Origin of the sequence: Tritonibacter litoralis, assembly GCF_009496005.1 — a bacterium.
GTDB classification, from domain to species: domain Bacteria; phylum Pseudomonadota; class Alphaproteobacteria; order Rhodobacterales; family Rhodobacteraceae; genus Epibacterium; species Epibacterium litoralis.
Window position 1 is genome coordinate 127849 of record NZ_WIBF01000013.1, and the last position, 16051, is coordinate 143899.

Here is a 16051-nt window from a genome sequence, read left to right on the forward strand (position 1 = left end):
CATTAATTAATGGCCGCTCTGTTTTTCTGATTGGCAAAAAGTGCATCGCGGGTGTAATAAATTTCAGATCGAGATGAAGGTGTGAGAATTGTAGTTATAAACTTATTGATGTTGGTGGGTTTTTGCAGTTCTCATTTTTCGAAGTTTATTATTGGTAGTGTGGGCGTTTTGTGATGGCATAGATGTGCGCTCGGTAAATGGTGCGACCTGCAGCCGCGACCTAGACCCTCGGAATGGACGAAGATTGCGCTTGGTTGTTTCCAGCTGATCGACGGCTTTCATTTGGTTTGAACGAAAGCATCGCCAAGACATGGCTTCGTTCCTGCGTGGGCCAAACGTGTTGGTCGACCGGGGAATGTTCAGACCATTTGGCTTAACTTCGCGTGTCAGTGACAACGATCGCATGATCAGCCGCACGGTGTAATTGGGTTTGGCAATGATTTGGTTCAGCCGTCATCCCCTGGACCAGGGTTGCGACAGCAGACTGTGACGTTGTGCGCAGCAGCATGCATGCCCATGTGGGCTGTTGTTCAGCCAAATGCGCGGGCACACCTTCTCTCATGGCGCCGAAGACAGAAACGTTGGGCTGTATGACTGAACGCGTTGAGAATTGGCAGAATTTTGCGGAGGCATGCCAAAGTGCAATAGTTGCGACCCAGGTGATGTTCTGCGTCGAGGATTATTCTGAGTAACCATACCAATCCAAGACGGCCTTGTTGATCGCATCGGGGGCGTCTTCCTGAATGAAGTGTCCTGCACCTTTGAGTGTTATCGACAGGTGGTATGGGAAAGCCGTTTCAAACCTGCCGCGCTCGTCTCCGTTGAACGCGAAATCCTTATCCCCCCACAAGATCAGCGCAGGCCTGTTAGAGATGGCCGACAATCCTTCTTCAACCCTCTGAAGGAATTCATCCGCCTCTGTGAGTTGCTTGGGGAAAATGTGCGTTGGAGCACGCTTCTTACGCTGTTTAAAAGGTGCCTGGTACATATCCCAAACTTCTTTCCGAAGAGGTTTCGTGACACCCATTCTGAAGAACCACAACAGCACCCCATTGAAGTGTTTTGCGCCCATTCGGCCCGCCATACCCCCCATGATCGATGAGAATACGCGCGGGCCGCGCCGTTTCAACGGCCATCCAAATGTATTGCCAATGATCAGACGTTCCACGGATTGGGGGCGCGTTTGCGTCAAATGCAAACCGATCGGACCGCCCCAATCCTGCATCATGACACCAATGCCTTTCAGACCGAGCTGATCGACAAAGTCGACAATGACATCGGCCTGTTCCTTGGCCGTGTATCCAAACCCCGCTCGGGCCTGGGAAAGCCCGAAACCCGGCAGGTCAGGTGCGATACAACGGAAATGCCCTCGCAGGCCAAGAATGATGTTGCGATACAAAAACGACCACGCCGGGTTTCCATGCAACAGCAGCAAGACGGGTCCGGTTCCCTCATCGACATAGTGCATCCGCGTGCCATCGCCCAACGTGACCCACCTTGAAGTGAACGGGTATAGGGATTGGTCAGGGTCAAAGTCCGGCATGCGCCATCATTCCTTGATCGCGATCCCGGCGCAGGCGGGAGATCGCGATGAAATGAAACCCAAGAAAGATCGGCACGAAATAGGCAGGAAACATCGCCAGAGGGTGATCATTGATGATATTCGGAGCGTCCAGCGCATAAAGATGCGCAAACCCGGGTGACGTTAGGATCCCTAGAACAACCGCCAGAATGAAGTCTGCGATCCCGATTACTGTCGCGCGCCATAACAGTCGATGTGCATTTGACGCACCCATTGCCAACGCCCGGCTGGCCTGCCAGCCCGCAATCCCGGCAAGAATATCACCCAACCCGGCGGGGAGTGCAAACAAGGCGGGCAGATCCCCGGACAACCAACCAACCACAAAGAGGCCCCCCATCAGCCGGGGGATCTGAAACGCCGCGATGGCGCTCAGAGGTGTGGCCTCGCTGAGCCGTCTGCCAAGCGGTGTTAGCCACGCCAGCGCCCAAATCCCAAACGCGCCGCCGAAGAGATACATCAACACAACGGGCGGCTCCCCAAATACGACAGGAACGTTGAACATACCCGCTTCTGACAAGGGGAGGGCCGTCGCGTACCAAGACCCAAAGACAATGCCCGCAACTGCAATGAATAGCCCAGTCTGCGCGGGGGACAGGTTCGCTCGGAAGGCGCCGAAGCTCCCGATCACGACCGCCAGCATTGGCAGTGCAATGCTGAAGATTTGCACGTAGATCACATAGAAATTTTGCATGTTCCGCTTCCCCCTCAATGTCGCAGGTCAGCCAAAGGTGTCGGGGGGGCGACTTCCTGCGCGATGCCGGTCTCAACGTCGTAGAGCATCGCGGCGACACGGATGCCGCCCGGGATATTCGGTGCATCGCGCAGGGTCTGGATATCCGACAACAGATCGCTGCGCTGGTCCGTGATGGCGTTGGGGGTGACATCAACGCCCGTGCGCTGCTTGATCAGCGCCTGGAACTGCGGGTCCGCAAAGCTCTGCGCGCCGCATTTAGTATGTTGCATCAGAACAATGTCGAACGCCGCCTCCATGGCGCCGCTCATCTTGGCGACCATGATGGCAAGCGCCGTGACCTCGTCGACGAAATTTTGCGTGACCCGGCCGCCGTTGTTGCGAAAGACCACGCAGTCGCCAAGCTCCAGACCAAGAACATGGGCCGGATCAACGCGCGCGTCGATGCAGGTCAGGATCATTGTGCCCAGCTTGGGAAATGCCGGCATATCGCCGCTGTCAAATCCGACGGAAAAGCGGGCGTTGCGATCAAGCAATATCGATGTAGCTGTCATGTTGTTTCTTTCCTGATGATGGATTTAGGCAGTTTTGAAGGGGGCAGGCGCTTGGGTGGGGCTGGGGCCATCCAAGAGCATCAACTGGTCGCGACGCGCCGCATCCTGCCAGTTGGGGTTTTCATGCCCGCCTTTGGGCGCGCTGAGCTGCGCATTGGCTTCGTATTGGGACAGGTCTTTGAAGGTGGGGGCGCGGGTCAGCAGCATTTTGACCATGAACGCCATGGCACCGAAGGTAGAGGCATCAGAGACATTCGGCGCCAAGCGCCGGACGTCTGCGGCGTAGCGCTCTGCGGTGGTTTTGAAGCTCTCTGCGGGTGAGCCGGTTAGCCTTTCGACATGATCCGTTGGCGCTCCAATGGCGAAGGCCCCATTTGCGATTTCTTCGGCATAGTGGCGCAGATTGTGGGTGTCGAAATCAGGAAACCCCATGGCCCGCGCGGCCTTGCAGAACATTTTGAACGAGATGGGCTGGTGGCGCACGCGACGGCCAAACACCTCGGTCAGGATCTCTGCCACATCCGCGCCGGTCAGCATGGCAGGCCCGGTCGGTCGCCACGACGTTCCGACATAGCGTTGCGGATCCTTGAGCAACGCCACGCCGCACCGCGCGATGTCACGTTCCGCCACTGGGGCGTTCGCGCCGTTACCAAATGGCAGCGGAAGTGCGCCGAGTTTGCGCGTCACTGGCGTGGTCAAAAGATAGGTGAACGCAAAAATGCCTGGGTTCAGATGGATGACACCCACATCCGGCATCCAGCGCGCGATGTTGTTGGCGATCCAGTGCTCGCGCGTCAGCATCGAGGGATGTTCTGGGCTTGGGTTCCAGCCCGACAGCAAGACCAGTGCTTCCAGCTTTGCTTCCTGTGCCGCGAGGCAAACCAACATCGTGTTGTGCAGCAAATGCGGTGCAAAGGGCGGAATGTGAAAAGCGCGGGTGATGCCCTGCATCGCGGTGGTCAAATCGCCAAAGTCAAAGAGATTGCCCACAAAGACCTCAGCGCCAAGCGCGCTGAGCTCATCCGCGCGCCCATCTTGGCGTCGCACCATGGCGCGGACTTCAAATCCGCTTTCCAGGAAAAACCGAACCGCATCGCGCCCAATGCGTCCCGCGGCGGATGTGACAAGGATTTTTTGGGCGTTCGCCATGGTTCACCTTTAGATGTTGATTGTAATCTAAAATAATAGATGATATCAAAAATCTAATTTGTCAACCTGCGATCCGAGGTCCGCGATGCCGAGAGTGTCCAATGTCGAAAAACAGAAGTCTCATGAGAGAATTCTTCAGGCTGCAGCTGAGCTGTCTCGTGAAAAGGGGATCGAAAACCTGAGCCTCGCCGACGTTATGGCGGCGGCGGGCATGACGCATGGCGGGTTTTATCGCCACTTTTCCAGCAAAGAAGAGTTGGCAACCGCCGCGTTAGCGAGGTCCGTTGATGGGGCAGTTGGCAACATAGAGGCCGCACCCGAAGGCGCAGAACGTGATGCTGCCCGCGCAACTTATCTCAAGACCTACTTGTCCGAAGAACATCTCAACACCCCCCGCCATGGATGTCCCATGGCGGCACTTGGGTCCGAACTGGCTCGCGCGGATGGACCCCTAAAGGCCGAAATCGCCAATGCAACGGACAGGGTCGCTGCCTTGTTGCAGGGCGATAAAGGCATCCAAGAGGGATATAAGAAACTGGCGCTGATCGTCGGCGCGATCACGATCGCACGTTTTGCCGAGGATCCCGCGAAAGCCAGAGAGATCCTGGATGCTGCCAACGAAGGATTGCGACAGATCAGCTAAGCTACTGCCCACGAGGCATTCTCAAGCACGTGCGTCCTGTCCAAAGGTTTCCGCCGTTTCGCCGCGCAAAAGGGGCAGGAGGTCGGGCAGTTCACCTACGATATGATCGCGCAACGCGCGGACCCGAACGTTGTCGCGCAGCTCGGCATGGCGCAACAGCCATAGGTCCTGACGTGGTACAAACTCAGGCTCGGTGATCCGCACCAGCTCGGGATCGGGGTCGCACAGCATACAGGGCAACATGACAATGCCCGCGCCCGCCCGACAGGAACTTTGCTGCGCGCGCATGTCCAGGATGCGCAAGTGGGTCGGCAGTTTCGCGAAGGGCGTGGCCTTTTTCCAGCCTTCGGTAGAGGTATCAGGGCTGAAGCTGATCCAGCCTGCGCCACCGACTGCAAGGTCCGGCCCGAAGCGGCGGACATAGTCTCTGGAGGCATAGATCGCGCGGGCGGTTTGTGTCAGCTTGCGCCCGACAAGATGGTCGCTTGGGCTGTGGGAAAAGCGCAGCGCCAGATCAGCCTCGCGCCGGTCCAAGTCAGACAGTGAGGCGCTGGTGATAATCCGCAGGTCGATGTTTGGGTAGCTCTGGCAAAAACGCGCCAGAATGCTCAGCATCGGCGTTACGGCCAAGACATCGCCCATGGACAAAACCACCGGGCCTTCGAGTTCCCGGTTTTGCCCAAACGCGCGACGGTCCAAGGCGATGATTTCGCTTTCGATGGCGCGGGCGGCGGTCAGCACGTCTTGCCCGATGCCGGTGACTTCAAGCCGACCAGATACCCGCTGAAAGAGTGGCCCGCCCGCCAGGGTGCTGAGAGCTTCCAGACGTCGCGCAACTGTGGAATGGCTGACCCCCGTCATCGCACCCGCGCGACGGGTCGACCCGCTGCGTAAAAACAGCAAGAAGAGCTTTAAATCGTTCCAATCATATTGTCTCATGAGTGTTCCACAGTGTCTCAATAGAAGCAATTGAGGGCCTGCAGTGTGACTAATATCTTTCCGATCATCGAGCAATAGCCCGGATTAGATCACACCCTCCGACGTGTGGAGGGAGAATGAGGAGAGATACGAATGACCTATGTTTTGGTCGATATTCTGCCCTTGAAAAAGGGAAAATCCGTCGCCGATGCCATGTCCTATTTCGACAAGGTGAAACCAGCTATGGAACGTCATGGCTTGACCCGGCTGAACGAACCGTTGGAGGCTCACAAGATGCTGCGCGGCACGCAAACAGCCAATCTGGTCAATCTGTTTGAGACCGTCGACCCGGAAAGCTCGATGCAGGGCATGGCCTCGGATCCCGAATATCAATCTTATGTCCCGCTACGCGATACGATTTTCGATCTGGATAATGCCTCGATCATCCTGACATCGCGCTTCGTCTGAATTCCCAATTCCAATCCACACCCAGGTTTCCGCACCGGGGAGAGGAGAATACTATGTTTAAAAATCTCGCCGCCGCCGTCAGCTTTGCCACGATGGCCCTAACCGCGACCCTGTCATGGGCCGAGAACAGCCCAATGTTGGTGGACGTCCTGACCCTGAACGAGGGCAAGACCTATGAAGATGCGCAGGGCTACTTCGACAAGGTAATCCCCATCATCGAAACGCACGGCATCAAACGTGTTCGCGTACTTGAGGTCCAAAATAAGATGCAGGGGCACCCTGATGTAACGCCCAACATCGTGCAGTTGTGGGAACTGGAGATTGCCGACCCGTTTTCGGGCATTTTCTCAGACCCAAACTACCTGCTGCATGTGCCGCTGCGAGACTCGATCTTCAACATGTCGCAAACCCAGTTCTGGATGACGACAGACCGGTAAGCAGATCAGCAAAACCCAGCCACTGTTCGCACCCCGGACAGCCCCCCAATCAAGGATACACCTATGAAATCGCTTAAACTCGCGCTTTGTGTCGCGGTTGGCCTGGCCAGCCCGTTTGCAGCACAGGCCCAGGATTACAAGCTTCCTTTTCCGGTCGTTGCCGAAGAAACCGAACTGCCGCGACAGTCGGTCGACGTACTCGACAGTACAATGTCCTACCTTGAGGTCGGCGCCGGTGCGCCCGTCTTGTTCATTCATGGCAACCCGACCTCGTCCTATCTATGGCGCAATGTGATGCCTTTTGTTGCCGACACCAATCGGGCGATTGCATTGGACCTGATTGGTATGGGCAACTCTGCCAAGCCAGAGATCACCTATGATTTTGCCGATCACGCGCGTTATCTGGACGGCTTTGTCGAGGCGCTGGATCTGACGGATATCACGCTGGTCGGGCACGACTGGGGCGCGGCGCTGGCCTGGGACTTCGCGCGCCGCAATCCGGACAAAGTCGTGCGGCTGGCCTTCATGGAGGGTGTCCTGCCTCCAGCCTTTCCGCAATCCAGTTACGAGGCCATGGGGGAAGAATTCGGTAATATGTTCCACGCGATGCGTGACCCTGAAATGGGTCGCCAGATGATCATGGTTGAGAACAGTTTCGTGAACCAGATCCTTCCTGCGATGGTCAACCGTTCTCTTGGTAAGACCGCCACAGCCGCCTATGCCGCCCCCTATCCGGAAGAGGCCGACCGCCTCCCGACTTGGATGTGGCCGCGCGAAGTCCCTATCGGCGGGGAGCCTGCGAGCAATGTAGAGCTTATGAACCTGATTCAAGCGTTTATGGGTGAGACCGGCATGCCGGTGCTGCTGACCTACGCAGAACCCGGGGTTCTGGTGCCGCCTCAGGCCTTACCCTACTACACGGGCCTGATAGAAAACCTGGAAACCAGCTTTGTTGGCCAGGGCTTGCATTTTATCCAGGAAGATCAGCCCGACGCCATCGGCCGCGCGCTCCGAGATTGGATGCGAAGGAACTAAATGGCAAAACATAAAGCCTCCAATCCACAAGCTTTTGGGGGCTTTGTTTTGACTGGCTTCGACGTCGCTTCCTCGCGCGGCACGTGGAACCTGTGCGGAACAATTGCTGTGGCCTGGCCCTTCAAGTCTTCCAGGCCACGGCTAGGCGGACGTCACTCCCGTTCACCCAATGGTGGCGCCCGGCAATCCTTCGCCCGTCCGGGCTTGTCGCATGCAACGCTTTACCCGACAACCTTCGGGCCGTCCAACTCCTGTTGGGCATACTGAGATTGACGGCACGGTCAGGTACCTTGGCATTGTGCTTGAAGATGCTTTGACCGTCGCGGAAGGTATCGAAATCTAAACCATCTGGGCCGTTCGCAAGGGCGGCCTATACCGGTCGCTCGACACCCTGTTTGGATGCTGCACCCGTTTCCCCCTTTCTCGACATTTGCTGCATCTGCTCGAACTCTAGGGAAAGCCAATGGCCGAAATGCTTGGCCTGCGTCAAACGACATTGCACGGGGAAGTGTTACTCGTGTTCACGCCAATACCCTATGCTTGAATGATGTCGATTGCCGAGCGCCAAATCGCCACGAAAAAACGCGCGCAACTCTCGTGCGTTCAAAAGCTCTCCTGCAAAGAACGCATATTGTGGTTTTTCAACGCGACAGATTTCCGTGGCCTGCTCAAGAATGGCTGAGCGAAAGGATGCCCGGTCGAGAGCCACAATCTCTAGTTTGTCTGAGTTGAAATAACTGCGGGCTTCTTCGGCGCTATCGCACTCTGCGACGACAGTGCCCCGGACTTGTGGAGGCAGGGTTTCTATCATTCGGGCGACAACCGGCATTGCGGTTTGATCTGCGGCCAAGAAAACCCTTTCGACCTGAGGGATTACAGGGGTGCCGGTTGGGCCCATCAGGCCAATTGTGCTTCCCACTTTGGCTGTCGCGGCCCACGTTGACATCAACCCGTCACCATGGTCGACGACATCAAGCCATACCAGACCAGCCTTTGGGTCTGTTGCTCTAATTGTCAAATAGCGCACATGCAGCGCATCTTTTCCCTTTGGCCACTGGAGCCCGCCATTTGCCCCCAGACGCGGCCAAGCTGGGGCGCGAGAAGGTTGCGACGGGAGCATCACCTTGAGGTGAAGACCGTCCCCCAGTGCCGGAATATCGTCCACTTGAAGCTGTAGGCGCAGAAGGCCCGTCACTGGCCGACTGCGTGCGATCAATGTGCCGATACGGAAGTTTGAAGGGTAGTCGCGTAAGGCACAATCAAACCCTTCCCATCGCAGGTCAGAAGCCGCCTCGGGTGACAATTCGTGGACATGTTGCACCACTTGGTCACGTAGTAAGACCAACATACCCTCATGCGGTGCGCGCAGGCTTATCTGTAAACCTTTTTCTTCGGTCTGGAATGTCACGCAAAAACCGTCCTTGTCGACAAATCGGCTGCCATCTTTACCGGTTTCCAAATGCGTCTCGTGTTCCTGACGCAAGTGATGTTCCACAGCGGCCAGCATTTCATCAGGCTGCGGTGTGAGGAGCAAAGCTCTGGTTTGTGCTATAGACATTGGAGCGGCATTTCACTGTTGGGAAGAAGGGTGGGGTGAATTCAGCAATGCCGAATGCGCAAAGGTCGTAAGCCTATTCGTTGAGAAAAAGCGACTGCAACATCAACTTCTTGCTCTGTTCGCGGACATTGTCGCGCCGGAATTTATCTTGAGTTGTTGACATCACATAGAGGCAGGCGGCGGTGATCTGGCTTTGGAGCAACTTGATTTCTGGGGCGGGGTCCGATGTTCCCTCTGCCACACACAGGTATCGGAGTGCATCAAGGCTCGACAGAAAACGCTCGTTGTGTTGGAGAGACACCTGCGACAACTCAGGCGAGCGTTCCATCACCGATCGCAATGCCCAGTGCCCCGCGCCGTTAAGCTCTGCGTCGCCACCAATGTCATTTAAAATGCCTGCCAAGAACAGCGGCACACGTTCAGCTGGATCAGCTGCGTGCAAGGTATCCTCCAACCGGTTCAAAGCGGCGATCACACGCTCCATCCAGCGTTGGAATAAGTCGTAGAACAGCGCTTCTTTGTTTGGGTAGAATTGGTAAAGATTGCCAATGCTGATCTCAGCCCGTTGCGCAATCATTTTTGTCGTGACGCGATCACCTTGGCCTTCGGCCAAGAGCGCAAGCGTTGTGTCGAGAATGTGCTCAGCCTTGCGTCGGGACCGTTCCTGTTTTGCTGTTTTGCGCGGAGAAAGGGGGAAATCTGATTTGAACATCTGGGGCCTTAAATGAGGTGCCGGAATGAAGAGAGACGAATGAATGGGCTAGGTGCGATTGTGAAACTTGTCTTTTTTCGCAAGGAGATAGAATAGGAATAGACCTCCGCCGATTGTTGCGATCGTTCCACTTGGTAAGGTCTGCGGGAACAAAAGTATGCGCCCAAGGTGATCGGATAGGATCATGATCAGCGCACCAATAGCCGCCGAAAGTAGCAAGTGAGACAGTGCCATGCGGGCACCCAGCATTCTTGCGATATGTGGCGCCAATAGCCCTACAAAACTGATGGGTCCGACAAAAGCAGTGGTTGCAGCGGCCAAAGCCGCGCTGAGGATAAGGAAGATGGGCGAAGCGACCCGCATGGAAACACCTCTGGCCTCGGCCACATGGGAGCCCAGCGACACCAAATCCAAAACGCGTGCACTGACGGTTGCCAATCCGAGCCCGACCACGGCAATCACAACGAGAGACAAGGCCTCTGAGCCGCTCTGCATCGCGGTTGTTCCGGAAAGCCAAGGAAGAAGGTTGTAGCCGACATCGCCACCGCGCGCCAAAACGAAATTCATCACGGCGTCCAAAGTCGCAGAGGTGGCGAGACCAAACAGGATCATCAAGCCAGGGCCGCTGCGACTGTGGTGGTTCATTGCGACAAGGATCGCAGCCACCGCGACCCCACCGAACACTGCGGCAGGTAAGACAGCATGGGAGAAGGGAAGGCCTAACAGGATAACGGCCGTGACAACCGACAATGTGGCACCTGATGTGACACCGACAATATCTGGACTTGCCAAGGGGTTACGCAGCAACCTCTGCATGATGGTACCGGCGGTCGCCATGGCGATACCACCGCCAGCGGCGGACAGAACCCGCGGCCATCTGAAATCGAAACGTAGGCCGCCGCTGAAGTCGGTCACCAGACCTTCGGCTGTGCGGACCACAAACAGTGCGCCACAGGAGAGTAAAATAGCAATCGCCAGCACAAACAGCAGGTTCACTTTCCAGGCCCGTCGCCTGACGGGCAAAAAAGGTGCCGCTTCTATCTGCAGCGACGTGCTTTTGTGCATGGCAATCAGAATGAAGGCCGGAGCTCCCAATAGGGCAGCAGCGGACCCGCTTGGGATCAGTTCCTTGCTCCAGTTGCTGAGCGCAATTGGGAGGCTGTCGACCGCCAGCAAGCATATCGCCCCAGCCCATGCGCTCAGCAACAGGGTTGGGAGAACGCCACGCACCCCCAATGCACGCACCATGTTCGGGGCGAGCACGCCGACAAAGGCAATAATGCCAACACAGGTGATTGCCGCAGCTGTCATCCAAGACGCCAAAGTTACTGAGAGCGCAATCAGCGGGAACACCCACAGGCCGCGCGATCGGGCTTGATCACCACCAAGTCGCATCAAAGCAATGGCACGGGCTGCCAAAGGCGTGATAAATGCAGCAAGGGCAAGCTGCGGTGCGAACCAGCGGACTTGATCCCAGCCGGTTTGGGTCAGGTCGCCGGAATACCAGATGAACAAAGGTTTGGTCGCTTCGGTATCGAGAAAGACCAGCGCCATCCCCAAGCCGCCAAACACCAGATTGGCACACATGCCAACAATGATCAGTGACAGGCTGGCCATTTGCTGGCGACCTGACACAACAAGCACCAATCCCGTGGCGATTATGGCGCCGCTCATGGCGACCCAAAATTTCTGATCGGCAAAAATTGCCGGAGCCAGAGAGGCCGTTGCAACCATAGCCAACCAGGCGCCGGATGCCGTACCGAGAGTTGTGGGGGCAACCAAACGGTTTTGGGATATTTCCTGCAACAACGCCCCAGACAATCCCATGGCCGCGCCCACCAACAGTGCCATTGTGATACGGGGCAAGGTTGCGGTCAAAAATAGAACCTCTTCCAACCCAGGCGTGCTTAGCAACGCAAGTGGTCTTACGCTCAGCGCATCATTGACCACAAGGTGTAGCGCCAGTGCTGCCACCAAGAGGGCCAGTTGCAGGAAGGTTATAGGAAACGGTCGTCTCACGGGATCAAAGCATCAAAAATGGCGTCTGCGACACGACCAACCGTCAGCGGTCCGCCATAGCTCCAGATTGCCGGAAGGGCGCTCAGATTCTTGGACTGCACAAATGGCATAGCCTGCCACAGCGCTGTATCGAACAGCTGCTCTTGTTGGTCAAAAGGTTCGAAATACATCACCTTGCCTTGGGTAACAGATCCCAATTTTCGAACACGGCGATAACCAACGCCCCATTTGCTTTTGGGCACATCAATTTCAGAGCTTAGGCCAAGGGCGGAAAGCGCTGCAAAGGCGGGGCTGTTTTCTCCATAAATCACGGCCCGTTTTTCATCAAGAAAACGGATCAATGTGACCTGAGGTATGTCGTCGCCAAAGGCCTCCTTTAAGGTTTTGGCCTGTTCTGCAAGGCGGGCATCCATCGCAGCCAGCTTGGCTTCGGCAAGACGCTCCTGGCCAAAAAGCTTTGCAAGTGTGCGGAAGTTTTTACGCCCGGCGGGTATATTGTCGTGTTTGTCGGAATAGGCATCAAAATGCAGGACCGGCGCAATCCGGGCCGCATGCTCTGCCATTGCCAAACCATCATCACTCAACAGGATCAAGTCTGGTTTCAGATCTATGACGACCTCAAGATTTGGTTCGGACCTAAGCCCAATATCGGCGACGGTCTCGGGCATTTCCGGCGCCACGACCCATTTGTTATAGCCCGCAAGATCGGCAATCCCAACGGGCACAATATCCAGCTCAAGCAACATTTCAGCCAGCATCCAGTTCCCAGCGATTACCCTCTTTGGTGTGCTGTCGAAACTTTGGGGGCCACGGCTGTCGGTAATGGTGATTGGCTGCGCCAGCGTGAGGCCGGGCCAGAACATTAGCAACATCAATCGAAGAAAACGCATCTTTTTGGTCCTTAAAAAGCCTGTGGGAGAACGAAAATCAGTTAAAACACCGCGACGGATGTCTGGCGGCTCGGGTGAAGTAGGATGTGCGGTTCAATCCCGTAGATCCGTTGCAAAACGTCGGCCTGCATCAGTTTCTCAGCTCGGTCGTCAAAGACCACACGCCCTCCGGACAAAGCTATGACACGGTCAGCAAAGGCGGCGGCTAAGTTGACGTCATGAAGGATCATCATAATACCAATGCCCTGTGTTCGGTTCAGACCACGGATCACCTCCAGCACTTGAAATTGATAAGGGATATCCAGCGCCGACAGGGGTTCGTCCAACAGCGCAAAGGGGGCATCTTGAGCCACTAGTGCTGCGATCCAACCACGCTGACGTTCTCCGCCGGACAGCTCATCTACCAGAACATCGGCAAAGGGAGCCATGCCAACAGCTGCAATCGCCTCTTCCACACGGGCAAAATCGGTTTCGGTCCAAGGGCGCAGAGGACCTCGCCACGGATAACGAGCCAAGAGCACCATATCGCGCAAGGTGAGCCCCGGAGCCGGAGGTAGGTTTTGCGGCATATGCGCAACCTCTCGTGCAAAGCTGCGCGCCGAAAACCCGTGGATATTATGTCCGTTGATTGCAATGGAGCCCGCCAAATTTACTTGCCGCGCGAGACCGGCCATCAAAGTGGACTTGCCCGACCCATTATGGCCGAGCAAGACAGTGATTTCATCCGCAGCTAGGTCCAGCTTAGTGACCTCCAGAACACGGCGGTCTGCAAAAGTGGCCGAGACATCAGTAAGCTGAAACATAGCGTCAGAACCGGATGGTGTAGCTGGCAGAGATCGACCGCCCTGGCGCTTTGACGTAGTAATAGTCGTCATAGCCATAAGCCTGCACCGAATAGGACTGCATCAGAACAGGAACGTAGTCCTCGTCCAGCAGGTTGTTGATGCCGATGCGTAGAACGCCCGGTCCAATATCAAGCTGCGCGCTGGCGTCCAAAACGGTGTAGCTTTCAATGGTTTGCAATCCGGTGAATTGGTTCGAGTCCGGGTTGCGACCGCCAGAGTGCAACGCGTCCAGGCGGTAGTTGGACCAACTGTTTGGCGCAAAATTTACGTAGGCTGTGAATTTGGTGGGTGGAATACGGTCAGATCCCAGATCGCTGTCGCGGCTGCCGTCTCCATCAGTGTCATACTCGCCTTCCAAAAACGTGGCAGTACCACCAATCGCCCATTGATCATTGATCGCGTAGTCAGCGGTCAACTCGATCCCTCGAATCCTCTCAGGTGCCAGAACCAAATTGAGGTTCGCATCATAGGTCTCGCCTGCGTTGGATTCACTTTGGAAAATCGCTGCCGAGTAATCAAAGGCACCATTGCCACCACGCAGACCCAGTTCGTAACTCTCTGTACGCTGGCCTTCACCATCAATGGCATCCACTGTCGCAAATGTGGAATCCGACAGCGCGCGCGACAATGCGCCCAATTGGAAGGTTTCCGCATAGCCACCGAATACCGTCACAGAAGGAGCAACAGCATAAGACGCCGACAGGTTCCAAAGCGGTTCGCGATACTTCACCTCGCCTCCGGTGATCGCGACAGAGGAACTGTTTACAAAGTCGGCAATATCGACGTCCAGAACTTCATACCGCAAGCCACCGGTGACGCTCAGCGGTCCTGCATCATAGGTTAGCTGCGCAAAAGGTGCATAACCTGTCATCTCCATGTCCGGCGTTGTGGCGACAGGCGTGTCGATCGGGTTCACCACGGTTTTATCCCGAATGAGATCTAGCCCCCACACAAGGTTTGTGGCCCCAGACAATGGGGTATTAAACGTCGCCCGCGCGCCGGTTTTCTGGCTTTCGGTTTCATACTGCGGGTATTGAAAGCCAAGAAATTCTGTGCGGGTGAAGGTTGTGGTGCGGTCGTTGTGATAGACTTGTAGGTCTAGCGTACCGCCCAGGATGTCTTCGTTGATGTATTTGGCCGAGAAGCTGCGGTTTGTATTTCCCGGTGTCTTGGTGTTGAGATTGCCACGGCTTGGTGTCGCACCAGTATTGTTCTCAATGCTACCTCCACCGACGACACCTGCGTAATCACTGTCTTGTTCGTAATCATAAAGATTGGCAGAGAATTCTAGCCGCTGGTTGTTCTCAAGATCCACGCCTGCTTTCAGCAAAAGATTGTAGGCGCTGATATCGTCGGTTCCGCCTTGCGCACCATAGCTGTCCGGCGGGCGCCGTTCGCCACTCGCGCCAAAGGAACTGCCGGTTTGTTCCGTACCAAAGGACAGAAGGTAGTCATATTTTCCGGTCTTTTTCGCAGTGGTTGCTTGGAAGTTATAGGACAGCGAGTCTCCGACATTTTCTTCCTGAAACCGCAGGCCAAAAGACACTTCGGACGATTGTTCCCCGTCTTTTGGCGATTTGGTGATAATGTTCACCAGGCCACCCGCTCCCCCAAATCCGTAGGCTGCCGTAGTGCCGCGAATGACTTCGATTTTCTCGACAGCTGAAAGACCAATGCTGTTGAGCGCGCGATAGTCATTGTTCAACGTGTTGGTCTGGGGAATGCCATCAATCAGTGTGAGGAAGTTCCGCCCCCGCAAAGTTTGACCATAGTCGGTCAGGTTTTCAGTTGGCACCGCAAAGCCGGGCACAGTTTTACCAAGCAGGTCACCGACCTGCGTGTTAACCGAGGCACGTTCCTCTATCGTATCTTCGGTGATAACCGAAATCGAGGCTGTGCTTTCTTCGATCGTGGTCTCGGTTCCCCGCACTGTAGAAACCACGATTTCATCGAGAGTGTAAACTTGTTCTTCCTGCGCAATGGCAGAGGAAGCCGCAACAAGCGCGAGCACGCTGGCAGTCGTCCAAATTTGCATAGATTTTCCCTGTCCGCTGGGAGGTATATTTGTTTTTCCTGGCGGAGCGCTGGGTCTGAGACGCACGCTTAACAAAGATAGGGAAACAGTCAACAATAAAAGTGAGCAATATATCACATTTTGAAAGATGTAACTCGCCATAGTCTTTGAGACAGGCAACAATGTTTTGCTAAGCTTAGGACACACAGCCCGTAAATGATGAGGGTTGCCAAAGCGATTGCCGACAAGAAGACCTTTGGGCGCCTGTCTTGTCGTGCCAAAACCCGCCGCCAGTCCTTCAGCCTGCCAAACATGATTTCGATACAGTTGCGCCGCTTGTATCTGCGCTTGTCGTATTTGACGGTTTTCTTGCGCTGTTTTCGACCGAGTATGCAGGCGCGTATCTTTTTTTGCAACGCGTCTCTGAACCAGTCGGCATCGTAGCCGCGGTCCCCAAGCTGATGGGGTGGATGGCTCCTGCTTCAACCGGCGTCGCAATGCGCCATAGTGCAGGTGTCAAAATCTGCTTATGAGAG

At 55.7% G+C, this 16051-nt stretch carries 15 protein-coding genes and 2 pseudogenes; 5 read left to right on the top strand and 12 right to left on the bottom strand.

Annotation, left to right across the window (positions count from 1 at the left end):
* Nucleotides 1-679: 679 nt before the first annotated feature.
* Genes GFB49_RS17670 through GFB49_RS17685 form a run of 4 tightly spaced genes read right to left on the bottom strand, consistent with a single transcriptional unit; the run spans nt 680 to nt 3976 of the window.
* Entirely contained in the window at nt 680-1543 is an 864-nt protein-coding gene (locus tag GFB49_RS17670) for an alpha/beta fold hydrolase (protein WP_153217261.1), read from the bottom strand.
* Nucleotides 1530-2273: a hypothetical protein gene (locus GFB49_RS17675; RefSeq protein WP_153217262.1), complete on the bottom strand. Its 744-nt coding sequence runs from the start codon at nt 2271-2273 to the stop codon at nt 1530-1532. Before GFB49_RS17675 ends, GFB49_RS17670 begins: the two co-directional genes overlap by 14 nt.
* A 14-nt stretch (nt 2274-2287) precedes the next feature.
* Nucleotides 2288-2809: a carbonic anhydrase gene (locus GFB49_RS17680; RefSeq protein WP_194269388.1), complete on the bottom strand. Its 522-nt coding sequence runs from the start codon at nt 2807-2809 to the stop codon at nt 2288-2290.
* Between the two features lie 42 nt (nt 2810-2851).
* Nucleotides 2852-3976 carry an NmrA family NAD(P)-binding protein gene (locus GFB49_RS17685; RefSeq protein WP_153217264.1) on the bottom strand — a complete coding sequence of 375 codons (1125 nt, stop codon included), beginning with the start codon at nt 3974-3976 and terminating at the stop codon, nt 2852-2854.
* A gap of 94 nt (nt 3977-4070) precedes the next feature.
* Here GFB49_RS17685 and GFB49_RS17690 point away from each other — a divergent pair, with 94 nt between their 5' ends.
* The gene (locus GFB49_RS17690) at nt 4071-4619 is read left to right on the top strand and encodes a TetR family transcriptional regulator (RefSeq protein ID WP_194269389.1); all 549 of its coding nucleotides are present in this window, start codon (nt 4071-4073) and stop codon (nt 4617-4619) included.
* Between the two features lie 21 nt (nt 4620-4640).
* On the opposite strand, the gene GFB49_RS17695 is transcribed toward GFB49_RS17690, so the two are convergent.
* Nucleotides 4641-5558: a LysR family transcriptional regulator gene (locus GFB49_RS17695; protein WP_153217266.1), complete on the bottom strand. Its 918-nt coding sequence runs from the start codon at nt 5556-5558 to the stop codon at nt 4641-4643.
* 132 nt (nt 5559-5690) lie between these two features.
* Between GFB49_RS17695 and GFB49_RS17700 the strand changes: the two genes are divergently transcribed.
* The 4 genes and pseudogenes from GFB49_RS17700 to GFB49_RS21305 form a co-directional block, all read left to right on the top strand.
* On the top strand, nt 5691-6005 hold the full coding sequence (locus tag GFB49_RS17700; RefSeq protein WP_153217267.1) for a hypothetical protein: 315 nt from the start codon (nt 5691-5693) through the stop codon (nt 6003-6005).
* Between the two features lie 53 nt (nt 6006-6058).
* Nucleotides 6059-6442, top strand: a complete 384-nt coding sequence (locus GFB49_RS17705; RefSeq protein ID WP_153217268.1) for a hypothetical protein — start codon at nt 6059-6061, stop codon at nt 6440-6442.
* A 63-nt stretch (nt 6443-6505) separates the two neighbouring features.
* Nucleotides 6506-7477 (top strand): haloalkane dehalogenase, encoded by a 972-nt coding sequence (locus GFB49_RS17710; protein WP_153217269.1) that lies wholly within the window; start codon nt 6506-6508, stop codon nt 7475-7477.
* Between the two features lie 230 nt (nt 7478-7707).
* Nucleotides 7708-7820 (top strand): annotated as a pseudogene (locus tag GFB49_RS21305) (integrase); the annotation flags it as partial.
* Between the two features lie 168 nt (nt 7821-7988).
* Here GFB49_RS21305 and GFB49_RS17720 read toward each other — a convergent pair.
* From GFB49_RS17720 to GFB49_RS17750, 7 genes and pseudogenes are all read right to left on the bottom strand, one after another.
* Nucleotides 7989-9035, bottom strand: coding sequence for a siderophore-interacting protein (locus tag GFB49_RS17720; RefSeq protein WP_153217270.1), 1047 nt, complete (start codon nt 9033-9035; stop codon nt 7989-7991).
* Nucleotides 9036-9108: 73 nt separating this feature from the next.
* Entirely contained in the window at nt 9109-9747 is a 639-nt protein-coding gene (locus GFB49_RS17725) for a TetR/AcrR family transcriptional regulator (RefSeq protein WP_153217271.1), read from the bottom strand.
* Between the two features lie 48 nt (nt 9748-9795).
* Nucleotides 9796-11766 carry a Fe(3+)-hydroxamate ABC transporter permease FhuB gene (gene fhuB, locus GFB49_RS17730; protein WP_153217272.1) on the bottom strand — a complete coding sequence of 657 codons (1971 nt, stop codon included), beginning with the start codon at nt 11764-11766 and terminating at the stop codon, nt 9796-9798.
* Nucleotides 11763-12656 carry an iron-siderophore ABC transporter substrate-binding protein gene (locus GFB49_RS17735; protein WP_153217273.1) on the bottom strand — a complete coding sequence of 298 codons (894 nt, stop codon included), beginning with the start codon at nt 12654-12656 and terminating at the stop codon, nt 11763-11765. The genes fhuB and GFB49_RS17735 overlap by 4 nt, the downstream gene beginning before the upstream one ends.
* 41 nt (nt 12657-12697) lie before the next feature.
* Nucleotides 12698-13459, bottom strand: coding sequence for an ABC transporter ATP-binding protein (locus GFB49_RS17740; RefSeq protein ID WP_153217274.1), 762 nt, complete (start codon nt 13457-13459; stop codon nt 12698-12700).
* A 4-nt stretch (nt 13460-13463) separates the two neighbouring features.
* Nucleotides 13464-15536 carry a TonB-dependent receptor gene (locus GFB49_RS17745; protein ID WP_194269390.1) on the bottom strand — a complete coding sequence of 691 codons (2073 nt, stop codon included), beginning with the start codon at nt 15534-15536 and terminating at the stop codon, nt 13464-13466.
* 185 nt (nt 15537-15721) lie between these two features.
* Nucleotides 15722-15973: pseudogene (locus GFB49_RS17750) on the bottom strand (transposase); the annotation flags it as partial.
* Nucleotides 15974-16051 lie beyond the last annotated feature (78 nt).